6 protein-coding genes are annotated in these 20,304 nt (G+C 75.7%); 3 read left to right on the top strand and 3 right to left on the bottom strand.

Going from position 1 to position 20,304, the window contains the following annotated elements:
- Nucleotides 1-150: 150 nt before the first annotated feature.
- On the top strand, nucleotides 151-2,130 hold the full coding sequence (locus SMA5143A_RS11580) for a hypothetical protein (protein ID WP_146193894.1): 1,980 nt from the start codon (nucleotides 151-153) through the stop codon (nucleotides 2,128-2,130).
- 79 nt (nucleotides 2,131-2,209) lie between these two features.
- Here SMA5143A_RS11580 and SMA5143A_RS11575 read toward each other — a convergent pair whose 3' ends face one another.
- Together SMA5143A_RS11575 and SMA5143A_RS11570 are read right to left on the bottom strand one after the other, a co-directional pair.
- On the bottom strand, nucleotides 2,210-14,932 hold the full coding sequence (locus SMA5143A_RS11575) for a hybrid non-ribosomal peptide synthetase/type I polyketide synthase (RefSeq protein ID WP_107462865.1): 12,723 nt from the start codon (nucleotides 14,930-14,932) through the stop codon (nucleotides 2,210-2,212).
- Nucleotides 14,933-14,978: 46 nt separating this feature from the next.
- Nucleotides 14,979-15,545, bottom strand: coding sequence for an AMIN-like domain-containing (lipo)protein (locus SMA5143A_RS11570; protein WP_181361816.1), 567 nt, complete (start codon nucleotides 15,543-15,545; stop codon nucleotides 14,979-14,981).
- A gap of 182 nt (nucleotides 15,546-15,727) precedes the next feature.
- On the opposite strand from SMA5143A_RS11570, the gene SMA5143A_RS11565 reads away from it, so the two are divergent.
- On the top strand, nucleotides 15,728-16,297 hold the full coding sequence (locus tag SMA5143A_RS11565; RefSeq protein ID WP_107462862.1) for a hypothetical protein: 570 nt from the start codon (nucleotides 15,728-15,730) through the stop codon (nucleotides 16,295-16,297).
- Between the two features lie 65 nt (nucleotides 16,298-16,362).
- On the opposite strand, the gene SMA5143A_RS11560 is transcribed toward SMA5143A_RS11565, so the two are convergent.
- On the bottom strand, nucleotides 16,363-17,061 hold the full coding sequence (locus SMA5143A_RS11560; RefSeq protein WP_107462858.1) for a hypothetical protein: 699 nt from the start codon (nucleotides 17,059-17,061) through the stop codon (nucleotides 16,363-16,365).
- A 240-nt stretch (nucleotides 17,062-17,301) separates the two neighbouring features.
- Here SMA5143A_RS11560 and SMA5143A_RS11555 point away from each other — a divergent pair, with 240 nt between their 5' ends.
- Nucleotides 17,302-20,235, top strand: a complete 2,934-nt coding sequence (locus tag SMA5143A_RS11555) for a SpoIIE family protein phosphatase (RefSeq protein WP_107462857.1) — start codon at nucleotides 17,302-17,304, stop codon at nucleotides 20,233-20,235.
- The last annotated feature ends 69 nt before the right edge of the window (nucleotides 20,236-20,304 follow it).

Here is a 20,304-nt window from a genome sequence, read left to right as displayed (position 1 = left end):
GACATGTAGCGTCATCCCTGCCGTGACCTGCGGCAGAGGGCAGCGCACCCCCATCTTTTCGCGCACCCGCGCCCGGGTCGGGGCTCCCCCCACGTCGAGTTCGCGTACGCGTACCGGGCACACGAGCGTGCCCGCAGAACAGGAGCCGTCGTGGCAGTGAGGGTGTGGAGGCCGGGGGCCGTCGGTACGGCGGTCGTCGCGGCGGTCGTCGCGGTGACGCTGGGGGCCGGGGGCACGGCGAGCGCCGCCGGGTACACCGGGGTGGCCGGGCCCTGGAGCAGCGCCGCCACGCTGACCGGCGCGGACGGTCAGCAGACGCTGATCGCCGTCCGGACGGCCGGTGACGGCACGGCGTTCGCGCTGTGGCGGGACCGCGCCGCCGGCGCCGGCACCTGGGACTACGAGGTCGCCGTGAAGGCCGTCGGCGGCAGCTCCTGGGGCGCCCCGCACACGTTGGCCACCGGCCGGTCCAAGGGCTCCCTCGTCGAGCTGACCGTGACGCCCACCGGGCAGGCCGTGGTGACCTGGCTGGACGGGGGCGGCGCGGACGGCGACCCGACCGCGCTGGCCGCCACCTGGAACCCCGCACAGGGCGGTTGGTCCACGCCCGCGCCGATCGCGACGACCACCGGCGTGTACCTCGGTCTGCCCCGGCTCGCCGCCGCGGCCGACGGCACCCTCACCGCCGTGTGGGACCAGGGCGACTTCGGCGACTACGACGTGATGACCGCCACCCGCGCCCCCGGCGCGACCACCTGGTCCACCGCGAAGCCGCTGGCCCACGTCACCACCGGGTCCGTCTACGACCTCGCGCTCGCCGTCGCCCCGGGCGGCGCGGCCACCGCCGTCTGGGACGTCTACGACCAGGTCCCCGCGGAGGGCGAGGACGCCCACACCGTCCACACCGCGACCCGTGCCTCGGCGGGCGGCGCCTGGAGTGCCGCCGCCCCGCTGCCCGGCACCGCCGGCGCGGCCGGGACCGTGCGCGTGACGATGGACGCCAAGGGCGCCACCACCGTCCTCTGGCGGGTCGCCAACGGTGGCGCCACCGCCCTCAAGTCCGCCACGCGGACCACCGTGTCCGGTGGATGGGGCGCTGCGCAGACCGCGGTCGCCGCCATCGACCCCAGCGACGAGAGCGAGCCGCTCACCGCGCCGAACGGTGACCTCACCTACGTGTGGGCCGGCTGGAGTTCCACGGCCGGAACCCCTGTCGTACGGACCGTCACCCGGACCGCGGGCACCGGCACATGGTCGGCGCCGAAGACGTTGTCCACCGGCTATGTGAACTGGGACGTGTCCGCGTCGATAGGCGCCGACGGCACCGTCCAGGTCGTCTGGCCGCAGACGCCGAGCATCGACAACGGCGACGACAACTACCTGGAGTGGGCCGTCCGCCCGGCCGGCGGCGCCTGGAGCGAGGCGAGCGCCCTCAACAGCGCGCCCGTGCCCGCCGTCCCCGACGCGAACGCTCTCTCCGGCGAGGTCACCGCGGGTCCCGACGGCCGGGCCACCGTCGTGTTCCGCAAGGCGGTGGACATCTCCCCCGGTGACTTCACCTCCCAGCTGTCCGCCCAGTCCCAGACCCTGCTGACCAAGCCGAAGGTCACCTCCAGGGCCGCCGTCAGCGGCACCGCCCGCACCGGCTCCAAGGTCACCTGCGGCGCCGCCTGGACCGGCTCCAACACCACCGTCGCCTGGTCCTGGCTCCGGGACGGCACGACCATCACCGGCGCCACCGGCAGGTCCCGCACCCTGACCTCCGCCGACTACAAGCACCAGGTGTCCTGCCGCGCCAAGGTCGCCAACGCCGCCGGGTCCGTCACCTCCACCTCCCCGGCCGTCACCGTCGCCGTCGGCCCCGCCCTCAAGGCCGTCACGGCGCCCGCCGTCACCGGCACCGCCAAGGTCGGCTACAAGCTCACCGCCGCCCACGGCACCTGGTCGCCGGCCGCGACCTCCTACACGTACTCCTGGAAGCGTGACGGCACGACCGTCACGGGCGCCACGAAGTCGACGTACGTCCTGGCCAAGGCCGACAAGGGCCACAAGATCACCGTGAAGGTGACGGCCAGGCGGTACGGCTGGACCAACGGGTCGGCCACGACGAGCGCGGTCGTCGTGCGCTGAGCCCGCGCGGACACCGAGCGAGGGACGCCCGGCTGGGGAGCCCCCCGGCCGGGCGTCGCCATGTGTGTTCCGACCGGGATCAGGGCCGCGGGGGCAGGGGCAGGGCCTTCAGGGTGGTCTCCGGGATCACGTGGTCGAGGAGGTGCAGGGGCGCGGCGGTGACCCCGGCCGCCTCGGCGGCGTCCCAGTGGGCCAGGGCGTGGGGGAGGTCCACCAGGCCGTGGATCGGGGGGAGTTCCGTGCCGTCGTGGTGGGCGTGGAGCAGCGACTCCAGCCGGCAGGACGCGAGGGTGCCGGGCAGATGGGGCTGGAACCGGGTGCCCCGTGCGGGGCCGGTGCGCGCGAGGGGCGGCAGGTCCGCGGACAGCCGGGTCGCGGTGGCCCCCAGGGCGAGCAGTCCGCCCCCGACGAGCAGTACGTCCCGTTCGCGCCGCATCCGGTCGAGGGCCCGCGCGGTGTCGAAACAGTGCGGGAAGGAGTCGTCCACGACGATCGTGCCGGGACGGAGCCGGTCGACGTCCAGGAGTGCCGTGGGGCCGCTCACCGCGGTGACGACGACATCGGCGTCCTCGTACAGTTCGGCCGGCAGTCCCGTGGGGGTGCCGGTGGACTCCATGACCCGTACGGTCGTGCCGGGGCGGTCCGCCGACAGTTCGGCGGCGAGACGGCGCAGCCGTGGGGCACTGCCCGGCAGGTCGCAGAGGATCAGCCGGGCCGGTGGGCGGGGGCTGCGGGCGAGCAGCAGCCGGAGCGACGACGTGCCGATGGAGCCGCAGCCGACGACCGCCAGGGTCAGACCGGCGAGGTCCCGGCCGGTCGCGGCGAGCGCCGCGTGCACGGTCTTCACGACGGCGACGGTGGTCGTGGCATGACCGGTGGTGAGCGCGCCGGGGAGGGGAGCGGCGGCCGAAGTCGCCGTGGAGACAGCCGTGGAGGTGGTGTTGGGCTCCGCTTCTCGCAGGACGTCGTAGCCGTAGCCGGTCAGGGCGGGGATCACCCCGGCCAGGGAGACGGACCGCGCGCCGAGGGCGAGGGCGTGCTCCACGGCACGGGCGGTGCGGGCGGCCAGAGAACTCTGATCGGCCGGGGTGGCGAGGGCCGTCAGTTCGTCGGCGAACACCGGCAGGGTGAGGAAGCCGGATGTGCCGAGGGGCGTGCTCGTCGTCTCCAGCAGCCGCGGGCGGCCGTCGGGGAAGAGGAGCGCCCGGAGTCGCTCACGGTCCGGCACGGCATGAGGGGGCAGTCCCGCGTACGCGGCCAGGTCGCGGGGCGCGGGCAGATAGCCGATGAGCGCGGCGTCCAGGGGCGCGCTGTCCTCCAGTTCGCTGCGCAACCCGTCCGCGAACGCGGCCAGTTCCTCCTCGGTGAGGGCGCTCGCCGACGCGCGGACGGTGACGCGTACGCCGTCGCCCGAGGGGCGGACGGCGAGGAGGACGTCCGTGCCCACGGGGGGTGGGGCGAGCGCCGTGTCGGTGTCGTCGGGGAGCACGGTCAGGGTGGTGGCCGGGGCGCCGAGGGCGCCGAAGTCCAGGAACGTGAAGAAGAACTGGGCGGTACGGGGCAGGCCGTCGTCCGTCCGCAGGTCCAGCGGTCCGGCGGTACGGGCCGCGACCGCCTCGGCGGCGACACGGCGCAGGTCCTCCACGAAGGTGCCGGACGCCTCCCCGTGGACCGGCGGACGCACGGCCACGGCTTCCGCGAAGGGGCCGAACACCCGGTGCGCGTCGGGAACGCTGTCGTCGCGTCCGGTGACCGCGAGGCCGAGCACCAGGTCCCGGTGACCGGTGAGGACGACCAGAGCGCGGTGGTACGCGGTGAGGAACGGCGCGTACGGCGTCGTCCCGGCGGTACGGGCGAGCCGGCGCAACGCCCCAGCGCGGTCGGCGTCGAGGGTGAAACCGGCGGTGTGGAAGCCGGGGGCGCGGAGGCTGGTGGGCTCCCCGGTGCCGTCGGCGGGCGGCCGGGAGGCGCGGAGCACGGGGGGCGTGTACGGGGCGTGGTGCCGGGCGAGGTGGTCCGCCGTCGCCGTCCCCGGGGTCGGGGACGGGGCCCGGCGGCGGGTGGCGCGCAGCTCGACATGGTCGCGGAACGTCGAGCGCAACGGCTCCAGGCCGTCGGACGGACCGGCGGCGAGACGGTCGTGGACGGTGAGGAGTTCACGGGTGAACAGGGCGGCGCTGTAGCCGTCGCCGATGAGGTGGTGGGCGTGCACGACGAGGACGTGTTCGTCGGCGGCGACCGTGAACAAACGCAGCCGCAGCAGCGGCCACGCCCAAGGCTCGAACCGCCGCCGCGCCTCCTCGGCGATCCGCGTCTCCAGCAGCCCCGGCTCGCCCAACGCCTCCGTCTCCACCGGCAGCCGCAGCGTGTCCGGCAGTTCCTGCTGCACGGGCGGGCGCGCACCGGCCGGGAACACCGTGCGGAGCATCGGGTGCCGGGCCACGAGGACGTCCACCGCGCGCTGGAACAGCTCCGGACGCAGGGGCCCGCGTATCCGGAAACGCGCCAGCCAGGCGGAGTCCCCGGAGGCGAGCGCGTCGGCCAGGAGGAAGCCCCGCTGGGAGGGGGTGAGGGGGTAGGGGGTGACCGGGGCGGTGGGGGACGCGGCGGCAGGGTCGGGTGCCGCGACGGGGAGCGCGTCGGCCGCCGCCGTGTCGTGGGCCGCGTCGAGGGCCGCCGCCAGCGCGCTCAGGGTGCGGTGCGTGTAGACGGCGGTCGGTCGTGGCAGGACGCGGTGGTCGTCGCGCAGACGGGAGAACAGTTCAAGCACCGTGAGGGAGTCCCCGCCGAGGACGAAGAAGTCGTCCTCCCGGAAGACCTCGGGCACGTCGAGGAGTTGGGACCAGGCGCGGGCCAGCAGCCGTTCCGTGGGGGTCGCCGGTGGGGTGCGGCGCGCTGTCCGCCCGGGTGCGGGGGTGTCGTGGTCCGGGGGTGGCGCGAGACGGTTGCGGTCGATCTTGCCCGTGCCGGTCAGCGGGAGGGCGGCGAGGGCGTGGATCCGGGCCGGGAGCATGTACGGGGGGAGCGTCCGGGACAGGAAGGCGCGGACCTCGCGGGCGTCGGGCTCAGGCGCCCCGGCGCGCGGCTCGACGTACGCCACGAGCCGCCCCTCCCGCAGCAGCACGGCCGCGCGGGCCAGGCCCGGGTGGGCGAGGAGCGCGGCCTCGACCTCGCCGAGTTCGACGCGGTGACCGCGGACCTTGACCTGGTCGTCGAGGCGGCCCAGGAACTCCAGCACCCCGTCGGCCGTACGGCGGACGCGGTCGCCGCTGCGGTACCAGCGCCGTCCGTCCCGCTCGGTGAAGGCCGCCGCGGTGAGACGCGGGTCGCCGAGGTAGCCGGGGGTGAGTCCGGTGCCGGCGATGAGCAGTTCCCCGGCCTCGCCGGGGGCGCACGCCCGGCCGTCCGCGTCGACCACCACCAGTTCGGTGCCGGCGATCGGGCGGCCGATGGGGAGGTGGCGGACGTCGTCGGCGGGGCGGGTGTCGATGATGTGGCAGGTCGCGTTGACGGTGGCCTCGGTGGGGCCGTACAGGTTGGCGACCCGGTGGCGGACGCGGCGGGCATCGGGGGCACCGGGGGCGCTGCGGGCGTGGCCCGGGGTGGCCGTCGCGTCGAGGAGGTCGAACCAGCGGCGGACGTGGGCCGCGGGGAGGGCCTCGCCGCCCACGTGGACCCAGCGCAGGGCGGAGAGGTCCGGGAGTGCCGCCCCGTCCCGGCGGACACGTTCCTCGGCGGCGGTGAGCAGGCGTTCCCAGAGCGTCGGGACCGAGCTCCACACCGTGATCCGGTCCGCCACGACCCGGTCGAGGAGCGCCTCGGGGTCGCGCAGCAGATCGCGGGAGACGGTGTGCACCGAGGCGCCGACGAGCAGCGGGGCCAGCAACTGCCGTACGGAGGCGTCGAAACAGACCGACGCGGTCTGTGCCAGCCGGTCGCCCGGCCCGTAGCCGAAGGTGGCGAGCGCCCAGTCGAGGTAGTTCGCCATGGACCGGTGGGTGACGGGCACGGCCTTGGGACGGCCCGTCGAGCCGGAGGTGAAGATGACGTACGCGACGGCGTCGGGGTCGTACGGGGCGGCGTCGACGAGGTCGGCGGCGGACCCGTCCGGGAGCGGGGAGGGGCCGTCGGGCGTGGCGACCGGGGGCGAGGGGGCCACGGCCACGGTGACCGGGACGACTCTCTCCAGTCGGGCGGCGGCCTCGTGGTTCGCCGGGTCGCACACCAGGACACGGACGCCGGTACGGGCCAGTTGGTCCCGGTGCCGGGCGGCGGGGTGGGTGGCGTCCAGCGGTACCCAGCCGGCGCCCGCGCGCAGGATGCCGACGACCCCGGTGACGGTGGCGGTGCCGCCCGGTTCGGTGAGCAGTCCGACGAGGTCGCCGGGGCGCACCCCGTGGGCGCGGAGCCCGGTGGCGAGGGCGGCGGACGCGGTGTCGAGGGCCGCGTAGGTGAGGGTGGAGTCGCCGGTGTGGACGGCGACGGCCTCGGGCGTGGCACGGAACCGCGCGCACAGGCGCTCCACGATGCCGGGCTGTCCGCTGCCCGCAGGCCGCTCGTCGGGCTCGGCGGTCGGACGCGCGGGCTGCTCGTCAGGGGCGTACGCGACGGACGGACCCCTCAACCCGGCGGCGACGGCGCGTAGTTCGGCGACGTACGCGTCGGCGAGGCCGCGTACCGTCTCGGGGCGGAACAGTCGGGCCGGGTGGTTCCAGGACAGGCGCAGGCTCGCGTCGGCCTCCCAGCACAGCAGGCCGAGCCGGGTGGCGGCGGTGGCGGTGGCCGCGGCCGTGGGGGTGACGGTGACGGGCCAGTCGGGGCCGTGGACCACCGGGAAACGGGCGAGGCTGAAGCCCGCCTCGGCGACCGTGCGCGGCGCCGGTCCGGTGGCGGGCCGCATCTCGCCCAGCAGCCGGGCGAGGTCGGCGCTGCCGGGCGTCGCGTGCGCCTCGGCCTCCCGCCAGATCTCCCGGACCCGGCCGGCCAGTGCGGTCACCGGCTCGTCGGGGCCGACCGTCACGAACACCGGCAGGGTGTCGGCGAGCGGCCCGACCAGACGGTCGACCCCGGCGATCGCCACCTCGCGGCGCGCCCGCGCCACGTTCACGGCGACCTCCGGACGCCCGCTCCACCGGGCAAGGCACCGCCCGTAGGCCGCCAGCAGCAGATGGAACAGCGACACCTCGTGCCGGGCCGCGACCGCACGCAGCGCGGAGGTCAACTCCTCGTCGATCTCGGTGCGGTGATGGACGAGCGGCGGCGCCGGGGGCGCCTCGGGGTCACCGTCGTAGGGGAGAGCCGGGGCCGGGGTGGCGGATGCGGTGGAGCGGGCGGACAGGTGTGTGGTGAGGCGGTCGCGCCAGTACCGCTGGTCCCGCTCGAACGCCGGGGAGTGCCGTTCGGCGGTGAGGGCGGCCACGTAGTCACCGAACTCACCCGAGGCGGCCCGGAGTTCGTGGGCGGCCTCCTCTCCCCGCGCGAGTGCGGTGTACAGCGACCAGAGGTCCTCGCCCAGCACCTTGAGGCTGTAGCCGTCGGCGGCGGCGTGGTGGACGACCAGGAGCAGATGGGTGAGGTGCGCGTCCTCCTGGTCGGGGACCAGGACGGCTCGTACGGGGTCCTCCGTGGTGAGGTCGAAGGGGCGGTTGCAGAGGGCCTGTTCGAGGTCGGCCAGGGCGCGGGGACCGGCCGGGACCTGCCGGATCTCGTACCAGGCGGGCCCGCAGCCGTGGGCGGTGGACACCTCGGCGGGCGCGGTGTACTGGCGCGGGCGGGCGCCGCCGTCCGCGGTCAACCGCATCCGCAGCAGGGGGTGGCGGAGGGCCAGGTGGGCGAACGCCCGGCCGAGCAGCGCGGGGTCGAGGGGGCCGCTGACGGTCTGGCGGACATAGCCGTAGGCGGTGACGCCCTCGTGCAGCGATGCGCTCGTGTGGAAGGCGAGTTGGAGAGGGGTGAGGGGCAGGAGGCCGTCGTCTCGGCGGCCGGCCCCGGTGGTGGGAGGCGCGGCGGGCAGGGCGGGCGGTGCCGCCGTGGGCGCCCCGGTGGCCAGATGGGCGGCCAGTTCGCCGATGGTGCGGTACTCGAAGAGCAGGGTGGCGGGCAGCGGCCGGCCCAGCTCCCGCTCCAGGCGCCGGGCGAGGTCCACGGCACTGAGGGAGTCGAGCCCGAGCCCGAGGAAGGGGGCGTCCTCCGCGATGTCCTCCGGGGAGCGGTGGAGGGCCTCGGTGAGCAGACGGCGGATGAGCGCGGTGATCTCGGGGGCGGTGCCGCGTGCGGAGGCAGGGGTGGGGGTGGGTGTGGGGGCGGAAACAGGGGTGGGTGCCGGGGCCGGTGCCGGTGCGGGGCTCTGTATGAGGTCCGGCGTCGGCGTCGGTTCCGTCGTGCCCGTCACCAGTACGTGGGGCGCGTCCAGGGTGAGGGACGTGCGGAGGGCGGTGAGGGCGGCGCGTACGGGTAGGGGGGCGAGGCCCCGGGCGCGGAGTCGGTCCTCGGCGCGGGGGCCGCTCGCCAGGCCCGTGTCGGAGACCGGTCCGAGGGCGATCGTCCGCCAGGGGCGCCCCGCGGCGTGCTCGGCGGTGGTGAAGGCGTCGAGGAACGCGTTGGCGGCGGCGTAGTCGCCGAGGGCGCCGGACAGGCCGGGCAGGACCGAGGAGACGGAGGAGAAGGCGACGCGGACGGCGGTGTCGTGGCCGTAACGGCGCAACGCTTCGGCGAGGAGGACCGTGCCGTGGACCTTGGCCGCGAGGGTCTCCTCGATCTCGTCGTCCGCCTTGCCGCGCAGGCTGCCGGGGCGGGCCGTACCGGCCGCGTGGAACACACCGTCCAGGGGCGGCAGCCCGGCGACGAGGTCGTCGATGGCGCCGGCGTCGCTCACGTCCGCCGCCTGGTAGCGGGCGCGGGCGCCGAGCGCGCGGAGTTCGGCGAGCAGGGCGCGGGGCGGAGTGGGGGTGCGGCCGGTGAGGACGAGGTCGGGGGCGCCGCGCTCCGCGAGGTCGCGGGCGAGCGCGGAACCGAGGCCGCCGGCACCGCCGGTGACGAGGTACGTGCCGTTCGGGGGGAGGACGTCGGTGGTCGTCCGGGGGGCGTGGGTCGAGGCGACGGGCGTACGGGTGAGGCGGCGGGACGCCCGCCAGGCGACGGTGCCGACGCCGCTGCCGGGAGTGTCGCCGGGGGTGCCGTCGGCTGCTTCGGCCGCGTACAACTCCCGTTCCAGCGACTGGAGTCGGATGGTGAGCGGGTCGCCGGAGGAGAGGTCGACGCCGCGGGAGGACAGCGCCGGGTGCTCGTCGGGGAGGGCCAGGACGAAGCCGTGGAGGAGCGCCCCGGCGGGCCGTGCGCGCTCGGGGGCCTCTCCGCCGCCGGTGGTGTACGCGTCCTCCGTGACGAGCAGCAGGCGGGCGGGGGCGGTGCCGAACAGGGCGAGTACGCCGCGGAGTGAGGCGATGGCGTCGGCGGTCGCGGTCGTGGTCGCGGTCGTGGCCGAGCCCGTGGTCGACTCGGTGGTGTCCTCGGCGAACCACACCAGGGTCTCCGGGGCGTCCGGCCCGCCCCGAGAGCTGTCGTCCGGCCCCAGCACCGTCACGCCGAGCTCGGTGAGGCGGTCGGCGAGGGCCCGGGCGAGGGCCGTGTCGGCGCCGGCCAGGCGTACGACGCGGGGGCCCGGCGCGGCGAGGAGAGGGGCGTCGCGCCACAGGAGGGGCCGGGGAACGGGGCCGCCGTCGAGGTCGCGGGCGGGAGGTGTGCCGTGGGGCGCCGGGGGCGCGTCGAGGCGCTCCGGCCAGTACCGGCGGCGCTGGAACGGGTACGTGGGGACGGGCACCCGGCGGTGCCCGGCGCGGACGCGGGCGGGGGCCGCCGGGGACAGCGGTGTCCCGCGCGTCCACAGGCGGCCGACCGTCTCCAGCAGGGAGTGCGCGCCGGAGGGCCCGGCGGTCCCACCGTCCGGGGCGACGCTCGGGGCGGGACTCAGGGCGGGACTCAGGGCGGGCAGGTACGCGACGCCGGGCGACGAGGCGAGGGTGCGGACGGGGCCCGAGAGGGTGTCGCCGGGGCCCAGTTCGACGAACGTGTCGTAGCCCTCGTCGAGGAGCCGGGCCACGGCCGCGCCGAAGCGCACGGGGCGGGCCGCGTGCGCGCGCCAGTACTCGGGGCTCAGGTCGGGCCCCCACTGCCCGCTGACCGTGCTCAGCATCGGTACGGCGGCCGGGAGCACGGCCAGTGCCTTCGCGGCGTTGCCGAGTGGGTCGAGCACGGGCTCCAGCAAGGGGGAGTGGAAGGCGTGCGAGACGCGCAGCCGGCGTGCGGCGACACCGCGCGCCGTCAGTGTGGCGATCGCGCGGTCGACGGCGTCGGAGGTGCCGGCGATCACCAGTTGGGTGGGCGAGTTGACGGCGGCCACGCACAACGCGCCCACGGACGCGGCGACCACGGGGGCGACCGTGTCCTCGTCGCCCCGGACGGCCGCCATGGCGCCCGGTGCGGCGAGTTCGCCGATCAGGCGTCCGCGTTCGGCGGCGAAGGCGAGCGCGTCCGGGAGGGAGAGGGCGCCGGCGAGGTGCGCGGCGGTGATCTCTCCGACGCTGTGCCCGACGACCGCGTCGGGGCGCACGCCCCACGCGCCGAGCTGCGCGGAGAGGGCCGCGCCGAACGCGACGAGGAGGGGCTGCGCCACCTCCGTACGCGCCAGTGCCTCCGGGGCGACGTGCTCGTCCAGGCACCACGCGGTCAGGGAACGGCCCAGGACGGGGCCGACGAGCGCGGACGCCTCGTCCAGGGTGTCCCGGAAGGCGGCGGCGGACCGGTACAACGCGCGTGCCGCGGCGGGACGTTGGGCACCCTGACCGGGGAGGACGAAGACGGTACGGGACCGGGCGCGGGTGGGTTCCGCGTCCCCGGCGTGGGCGGCTGCCTCCAGCCGCCGGAGGAGGTCGCCGTCGGCCACGACCGCGAGACGGTACGGGGCGTCGTCGCGCGCGGTGCCGACGGCGGCGCACACGTCCGCCTCGGCAAGGTCGGGACGCGCCCGGACGTGGGCGGCGAGCTCCGCGACGGCCGCCCGCAGGGCGCCCGGGGTCCGCGCGGACAGGGTGAGCAGACACGGCCCGGAGGCGTCGGGCGCGGCCCCGGCGAGTCGGGCACGACCGGGCCGGCCGGCCTCTCCGCACGTACGGCAACCGGCTGCCCCGCACCCACAGGGGTCGGCGCCCCCGTCCTCGCGGTGGTCGGACCCGCGGTCACGGTGCCCCGTGGCGTCCGGCGCCTCCTCCAGGATCGCGTGGGCGTTCGTGCCGCCGAAGCCGAACGCGTTGACCCCCGCGGTGAGGGGGCTGCCGTCCGGGGTGGTCCAGGGTTCCTGCTCCGTCACGAGGCGGAAGCCGGGAGCCGTGTCGGCGAGGAACGGGGCGGGCCGGGCGGCGTGCGGCACGGGCGGGAGCCGACGGTGGGTGAGCGCGAGGACGACCTTGACGAGGGCGGGCATGCCGGCCGCGTTGAGAAGGTGCCCGAGGTTCGCCTTGACCGAGCCCAGCCGTCGCGGAAGCCCGTCGGGGCGCGGCGGGAACGCCTGGCCGAGGGACCGTGCCTCCACCGGGTCCCCGATCGGCGTACCCGTGCCGTGCGCCTCGACGTACGACACGGCGGCCGGATCGACCCCGCACTCCGCGTACGCCCGCGCGATGACCTCGCGTTGCCCGCGCGGCGTCGGCGCGAGCAGTCCGAGCGAGCGGCCGTCGTTGTTCACCGCCGTCCCGCGTACGAGGGCGAGGACCGGGTCGTCGGCGGCGCGGGCCTCGTCCGGGCGGGCGAGTACGAGCACCGCGCCGCCCTCCCCGGGTACGAACCCGTCGGCGTCGGCGTCGAACGCCCGGCACCGCCCGGTCGGCGACAGCGCGCCCGTCGCTTCGAGCAGCCGGTGCCCGGTGCCCGTCAGGCCCAGGTTGACCCCGCCGACCACGGCGAGGTCGCACTCCCCGGCGGCGAGGCTCCGCCGGGCCAGGTGCAGCGCGACCAGGGCGGACGAGCACGCGGTGTCGACGGCGAGCGCCGGGCCGGTCAGGTCCAGCACCTGGGAGACCCGGGCGGCGATCAGGTTGGGCAGGTTGCCGGTGAGGGCGGACGGGTGGCGGGCGAGGTCACCGTCGGCGGCCTCGGCCAGGACCTCGCGGTAGCCGCTGTCGCCGGTGGCCGCGAACACGCCGACCCTGCGGCCGGCCCGGCGGGGGCCCGTGTACCCGGCACGCTCCAGCGCCTCGTGGGCCAGTTCGAGGAAGATCCGCGCCTGGGGGTCGGTCGCCCGCGCCTCCGCGTCGTCCATCCCGAAGAAGTCGGCGTCGAACGCCGCCGGTTCGGGCAGGAAGGAGCCGAAGCGGGTGCTCGGCAGGGGCCCGTTCCCCCATCGGTCCTCGGGTACCGCGCCGATGGTGTCGCCCCCGGCCGCCAGCAACTCCCAGAACTCCTCGGGCGACCCGACCCCGGGGAACCGGCACGCCACCGAGAGCACGGCCACGGCCCCGGAGTAGACCGCGTCGCCACGGCTGCGGCCCGGACGACCCCGGGGAACGGCGGCAGCCGAAGCGGCGGCCGCCTCCGCCGCGCGCCCCGCCTCCGCCACGCGCCCTGCCTCCGCCGCGGGCCCCGCCTCCGCCGCGGGCCCCGCCTCCGCCGCGGGCCGTGCCTCCGTCACCGCGGGCCGTGCCTCCGCCCCGCGCCCCGCCTCCGTCGCCGCGGGCCCCGCCTCCGCCACCGCCTCGACGAGATACCCCGCCAGCCCCGCCACCGTGTCGTGGTCCCGCAGGGTCTTCGGCTCCACGGTGACCGTGAACGTGTCCTCCAACTCCGCCAGCACGGCCATCGCCTTCAGTGAGGAGCCGCCGAGGTCGAAGAACCGGTCGTGGAGCCCGATCTCGCCCTCGGGCCGCTCCAGCACCCCCGCCCAGGCCCGCCGTACGGCCTCCCGTACGTCCCGCACCGAACGAGGCGCCCCGGCCGCCGAGTCCGCACCCCTCCCGGCCTCACCTCCGCCGCCGTGCTCCCCGAGCGCCCCGGCCCTCCCCGTCGCCGCGTCGCCCCAGCGTTCCTCGACCGCCGCGAACCCCCCGGCCTCGAACCGCTCCCGCAGCGCGCCCCTGCGCAGCTTGCCGCTGGTGGTGCGGGGGAACGCCGCCGGGGGCAGCGGCAGGACCCGTACGTCGTCGTGGCCGAGGACCTCCCGCAGGCGTCCGGCGGCGGCCCGCAGCACGGGGGCGGCGGTCGTGGCGGGAGGTCTCGCCCACCGCACGAACGCGACGACCCGCTCGCCCCCGCCGTCCGGGTCGGTGGACCCGACGACCGCGGCGGTCGTACCGGACGGCAGCCCCGGCGTCGCCGCGACCGCCTCCTCCAGGTCCGACGCGTGGAACGTACGGCCGTTGACGAACACGACGTCCTTGTGGCGCCCGGTGACCACCAGCCGCCCGCCCCGCAGGAACCCGAGGTCCCCGGTCCGCAGCCACCCGTCGTCCCCGAACGCCTCCGCGCTCGCCCCCGGCGCCCGGTGGTACCCCCGCCCCACCTGCGGCCCCCGCACCTCCACCTGCCCCACCCGTGACTCACCGAGCACACCACGGGCGGCACGCGCACCCGCCGGGTTCCCCGCGCCGCCGTCGTCGTCCAAGCCGTCCCCCACCGGCCCGGTGATCCTGACCTCGCACCCCTGCACCGGCAGTCCGAGGTCCATCAGCTCCACCGCGTCCGGACCCGGCGCGGTCTCCACCGCCCGGCCCCGGCTGAGCGCGGCCCGGTCGAGTACCACCGGCTCGGCGCGCTCGCCCAGCGGCGGCACGGTCACCGCGAGCGTCGCCTCGGCGAGGCCGTAGACGGGGAGCGGGGCGCACGGGTCGAGCCCGGCGGGGGCCGTGTGGGCCTGGAAGGCGCGCCAGACGCGCGGGGCGATCGGCTCGGCGCCCACGAGCAGCAGCCGTACAGCGCTCAGGTCGAGCCCGGCGAGCGTCGCGGCCGGGATCCGCCGTACGGCCAGGTCGAGGGCGAAGTTGGCGGCCGACAGCAGGGTCGCGCGGTGCCGGGCCGCGGCCTCCAGCCACAGGGCGGGGCGCTTGGCGAAGGACAGCGGTTCGACGCGTATCTGCCGCACGCGCGCGGCCATCGGCACGAGGTGTGTGCCGATGAGGCCCATGTCGTGGAAGTACGGCATCCACGTCGCGATGACGTCGTCGCCGGTGATGGCCATCGCCGTACGGATCTGGCGGAGGTTCGCGAGGACACCGGCGTGGGTCAGTTCGACGCCCCTGGGGGAGCCGGTGCTGCCGGAGGAGAACTGGAGGAACGCGACGTCGCCGGGAGCGGGCCGGTGCGGTCGCCGGGGCGCGCGGCCCTCGCGGAGCGCGTCGAGCGGCAACGCCGCCACGGCCGTGTCCAGTTCGCCGAGCAGGGCGGCCGTGGAGGCGTCGACGACGACCGGCGGGCGGCCGAGGAGTTCCCACACCGGTCCGACGCGGCGGGGTTCGGGCGCGAGCGGCACGGGGACGGCCCCGGCCGCCAGCGCGCCCCAGAACATCGGCTGGAAGTCCTCACCCCGGTCGGCGACCAGCGGCAGCGGGGTGCCCGCGGTGACGCCGGCCTCGATCAGGCCGCCCGCCACCCGCAGCGCCTCGTCGCGGAGTCCGGCGAAGGTGACGGTGTGCTCGCCGCCGTCGGCCCGCACATGAACGACGGTCCGCCCGGGAACCTCGCGCGCCGCGCCGAGCAGCACATCCAGCAGCGTCTCGGCCGGCGCCCCGCCGTTCACACCTTCGTTCGATCTCTCCACCGTGCGGACCCTACAAGTCGGGCACCGCGGAACAGCACCGGCGCTCTCACCAGCTGTGGGCGACGTCGACGACCAGCCGGTCGTGCAGCTGGCTCACCCGGAACGGGAGCCGGGCGCGGACACCGAGACCTATCTGGGTCTCGCCCTCGAAGCTGCCCGCGAAGCGGGTGTCGCGGAAGGTGCGGTAGCCGGTGATGTCGACGCCGGGCAGCGGCTTCGCCGCCTTCCCCGGGTAGGCGACCGCGCCGGTCTGCGGGTCGTAGCTGGGCGCGGCGATCCTGACCTCCAGGACGGCGCCGCCGCCGACCGGGATGACGTCGCCCGAGCCGACCTGGTGCAACTGGTCGACGTACTGGACGTAGTAGCCGATGTGGTCGCCGCCGCCGGGGACGTCGAAGACCATGCGGTCGTAGCAGTCGTGGCGGCCGGTCCTGATGTCGGCCAGCGGGACGATGCCGCTGTCCGGGACGCCCTTGAGGCCGCTGCCCCAGCCCGTCGGGCACGCCGCCGCCCGCGCGGCGCCCGCCGGAGCGGCACTCGCGCCGCCCCCCGCCGCCACCGCCGCCGTGCCGGCGAGCACGAGTACGGCCACCGCCGCTCCGATACGTCGCATGTTGTCCCCCTGGATAGCGTGAGCTGCCATGGGGTGAGACGGCCCGGTATGCCGGATGGTTGTGTTCCGCTCGCGTCGAGCGGCCACGCGGGGTCCGTACCCCACGTAACCGGCTACGTAATCCACCACGTAAGCGACCGTCCGGGGCCCGTACGCGGGCCGGGCGCGGATAGCCTCCCCGCATGTCTCTCACCGTCGACGCATTGGCCGGGTACGTGGAGCGGGGTCTCGACGCCGATCTGGCGCGCTGGTTCCCCGACGAGCCGTGGGCCGCCGTGCCCCCGGCGTCGACCCGCCCGGTCGCACCGTTCCTCGCCCGCCTTCCGCACGACGCGGCGACGGCGCTGGCCGCCTTCGACCGCCGGGTGCGGGCGGGAACCATGCCGCGCTTCCTCGACATCCACGACTGGTCGTACGCCTTCGACTTCGCGGCCAACGACTGCCGGATCCTCGACTCGGACCACGAGACGGAGCTGTCCGACGACGACGTGTGGTCCGTCGGCGCCGACGGGGGCGGCAACTACTACGTGGTGCTCACCAACGGCCGGGTCGCCGTGTGGTTCCACGAGGAGGAGGTCGTCGAGGCGGAAACCCAGTTCGACAACCTCGACGTCTTCGTGTGGTCGCTGGTCCGCTACCACGCCGTTCGCGCCGGCGCCCTCCGACTGTCTGACGTCGAGGCCGACTTCCGCGCCCTCGGCCAGCCCGGCGTCCTGGAACCGGGGACCGGCCTCCTCGCCTCCCTGTCCTGACCCCTCCCCCGTCCCGCCCCCACTCCGCCCCCACTCCGCCCCCGCCCCGGCTCGCGCCGCCCGGGTCAGCGGGTCGCCGGGGCGGGGGACGGCACCTTGCGCAGCAGGGAGGCGGAGGTGCCGCGACCGGTGGTGCCGCCGGAGGGCCGGCCGCCGACGTACTGGGTGTGCAGGCTGTCGTCGATCCGGCAGAGGATCCCGGTGGTGCGGCCGGGCGGCGCGCCCGGGTCGAGCTTGGCGGTGAACGACGCCAGCCGGTCGTAGAGGGTCCGGCAGCGGGCCCCGGTGGCGGACAGCTCCGCCGTCGTGGCCGTGTGCAGGGCGTCGAGGACGAGGACGAGGTTCTGCCCGGACAGCAGCACGTCCTGCATGCCTCCCTCGGCCTTGGTGACACGGCCCGGCGGCAGGTTCGGGTCCGCGGTGAACCGGCCCGCCCCGCTCACCCCGGGACCGATCCGGTCGTAGGGGTCACGGGTGCTCTGGGTCCAGTTCGGCTCCCAGACGCCGAAGGCGGCGCGCGCCATGAAGGTCCAGGTGTCCTCGTGGCAGCGCAGGGTGATGTACGAGACGCCGGCGGCCCGGCGGAGCGTGCGGTTGTGCTCGTCGAGCGCGACCCGGTTCTCCGCGAGCGCCGCCAGGAGCACGGCCCGGTCCTCCTCACGCCATCGCCGCTCCTGCTCCTCACGCCGAACTCTCAGCTCTCGACCGAGCTGCTGGTTCCTCGTGTACTGCTCGACGAACGTCTTGACCAACGACTTGAACATGGGGCGCCTGCTGGGGTCGGCCGGACAACCTGGGTCTTGCAGCGGCCCAACGACCCGTGCCGGATCTTGGTCACGCCACCCGCGCGACGACGATCGCGCCCGGCGGGCACACTTTCTGTCGGCGCGTCAATTGTTGTGCACGACAAGTCAGTTGACCTTCACGAGCTGGTGCGGACGATCCGTCGGTGAGTTCCTGTGCCGCACTGCCTTGATCGACCGGTGAACGTTAAGGTCGGATTCATGAACGCACGGCTGGCCCTGCTCGGCACGGTGGATCCCGGTGTCGCGGAGAGCGAGGTCTTCCGCCTCGCGCTCCAGCACACGGTCGGAGAACTCGGCGCTCTCGGCGGCATGATCCACCTCCGCGGGCCGATGTCGGCGCTCCGTCTGGTGTCGGCGACCGGCCTCCCGGCCGCCCTCACCCGCCCCTGGGAGATCATCGACCAGGAGGGCCCCCTGCCCCCGGCCCGCGCCCTGCACGGCGACCACGGTTCCTGGGCGCCCATCGCCTCCGTCGACCCGACCTGGCCCGGCACCGGTCTCGCCGCCCTCCCCATGGCCTGCGGCGACCGGGCGATCGGCGCGCTCTCCGTCCTCACCGGCGACCGCGGCGAACCCGACGACGACCACTGGGGGTTCCTGCGGGACGTCGTCGCCTGGACCGAGGAGCGGATGGGGCAGGCCCCACCCCCGTCGGGCCCCACCCCCGCCGAGTCCGGGGGCGAGCGGTTACGGCATGCCCTGAAGGAGGTCAGCGTCGGCTCCTGGGACTGGGACATCCGCACCGGCGACCTGGCCTGGGACGAGGCCGCCCTGGAGCTGTACGGCACCCGGCCCGGCGACTTCACCGGCAGGATCGACAACTGGATGCGGATCGTCCACCCCGACGACCTCGCCCCCACCCTCGCCGCGGCCCACCGCGCCATCCGCGACCGCACCGTGTACGAGGCGGAGTACCGCGTACGGCGCCTGGACGGCAGCTACGGCTGGACCCGGGCCCGCGGCCGCGCCACCTACGACGAGCACGGCGCACCCCGGCGGATGGTCGGCGTCGGCTGGGAGAGCACCGAGTCCGGCTCCACCCGCGACGCGCTCAGCCGGGCCGTGCGTCACATGAGCGACGCCTTCCTCGCGGTCGACACGGCATGGCGGATCACCTTCGCCAACCTGGAGACCGAACGCATGCTGGGCCTGTCCGAGGACGAGATCGTCGGACGGGTGCTGTGGGAACTGGCCGTCGAGTGCGACGGCGTGCCCGGCCTGGAACGGCTGTGCCGCAAGGCGGCGGCCGACCAGAGGCCCACCGGGTTCGACGTGCACAGCGCCGGCAAGGACCGCTGGTTCCACCTCCGGGTCGTGCCGGGGCCCGACGGCCACACCCTGTACTTCACCGACACCACCGAGAACCGCCGGCTGGAGGAGGAGCGTCGCGCCGCCGACCGGTCGGCCACCCAACGGGCCTCCCGCATAGCCGAGTTGACGGCCGCGCTGGCCAAGGCGACCACCACGCGGGATGTGATCGAGGCGGTCGCCCGGCGGGTGCTGCCGCCGTTCGCCGCCACCGGGTTCCTCGTCCAGGACGTCGAGGGCGACCGGCTCCACAACGTCGGGTACGTCGGCTACTCCGCCGAGTTCATCGAGCTGATCGACCACCGCCGCAAGACACGGCACGGCCCCGCCTGGGACGCCATCACCACCGGCAGACCCGTCTTCCTCTCCTCGGCCGAGGAGTACACGGCGTACGCGCCGGGCAACGCGGACCTGCCCCGCCGCTCGGGCAAGCAGTCCTGGGCGTTCCTGCCGCTGACCGCCTCCGACCACACCTTCGGGGTGTGCGTCGTCTCCTTCGACCGGCCGCGCCGCCTCACCGAGGAGGAGCGCACCCTCCTCACCGCGATCAGCGCGCTCCTCGCCCAGTCCCTGGAGCGGGCCCGCCTCTTCGACGTCGAGCACACCCGGTCCCGCGAACTCCAGCGCGGCCTCCTCCCGCAGGCCCTGCCCGACCTGCCCGCCTGCGCGTCCGCCGCCCGCTATCTGCCCGCCGGACGGGGCATGGACGTCGGCGGCGACTGGTACGACGTCATCCCGCTCTCCAGCGGCCAGGTCGCCCTCGTCGTCGGCGACGTCATGGGCCACGGACTGCCCGAGGCCGCCACCATGGGCCGGCTGCGCACCGCCGTCCACACCCTCGCCGACCTCGAACTGCCGCCCGACGAGATCATGACCCACCTCAACGACCTCGTCGCCGGCATGGGCGAGGAGTCGTACGTGACCTGCCTGTACGCGCTGTACGACTCCACGACCGGGATCTGTTCCCTCGCCCGCGCCGGGCACCCGCCGCCGGCGCTGGTCCTGCCCGACGGCAGTGTGCGCTTCCCGGACCTGGCCGCCGACCCGCCGCTGGGCGCGGCCGAGCCGCCCTTCGAGACGGTCGAACTGCACGTGCCCGACGGGAGCATGCTCGTCCTCTACACCGACGGCCTCGTGGAGTCCTCGAAACGCGAGATGGACGAGGGCATGGCCGAACTCGCCCGGCTGCTGCGCAACGCCCACGACGACGGCACCGCCGACAACCTGGAACTCCTCTGCGACACCCTCATCCACGGGCTGCTCCCGGCCCACCAGCAGGCGGCCGACGACGCCGCGTTCCTCGTCGCCCGGCTGCACGCCCTCACCGAGGACAAGGTGGCGTGCTGGCAGCTCCTCGACGACCCGAGGGCCGCCGGGCAGGCCCGCCGCCATGTCCGGGAACAGCTCGCCGCCTGGGGTCTGGACGACCTCGCCCCCACCACCGAGCTGCTCGCCAGCGAACTCGTCGGCAACGTCGTACGCCACGCCAAGGGGCCCGTGCGGCTGCGGCTCCTGCACGGCTCCGAGCTGACCTGCGAGGTCTTCGACGGCAGCCTCACGATGCCCCGCATACGCCGGGCCACCGACACCGACGAGGGCGGCCGGGGCCTCCAGCTCATCACCGCCCTCTCCCAGCGTTGGGGCACCCGCTACACCCCCGACGGCAAGTGCATCTGGACTGAGCAGCCCCTGACCGTCCCCGACCCCCGCGGACAGCCGCCGGGCCCCCTGGACCTGCTGTGCCCCGTCCCCGACGACTTCGACGGCGATCTGGACGCGCTCACCTTCGGCGACCCGGCCGACGACCCGGACACGGACCGATAGGGCACCGAGCCCCACGCACGACCGAGGCGCCGGCCAGGGGCCGACGCCTCGGGAGGTGCCGTGGTGCGG

Source organism: Streptomyces sp. MA5143a (genome assembly GCF_900290235.1).
Classification (GTDB): domain Bacteria; phylum Actinomycetota; class Actinomycetes; order Streptomycetales; family Streptomycetaceae; genus Streptomyces.
This window is presented reverse-complemented; position numbering and strand designations above follow the sequence as displayed.

Coding starts and splice junctions, on each gene's coding strand:
- SMA5143A_RS11570 (WP_181361816.1), bottom strand. CDS start 15,545: ATGCGACGTATCGGAGCGGCGGTGGCCGTACTCGTGCTCGCCGGCACG.
- SMA5143A_RS11565 (WP_107462862.1), top strand. CDS start 15,728: ATGTCTCTCACCGTCGACGCATTGGCCGGGTACGTGGAGCGGGGTCTC.
- SMA5143A_RS11560 (WP_107462858.1), bottom strand. CDS start 17,061: ATGTTCAAGTCGTTGGTCAAGACGTTCGTCGAGCAGTACACGAGGAAC.
- SMA5143A_RS11555 (WP_107462857.1), top strand. CDS start 17,302: ATGAACGCACGGCTGGCCCTGCTCGGCACGGTGGATCCCGGTGTCGCG.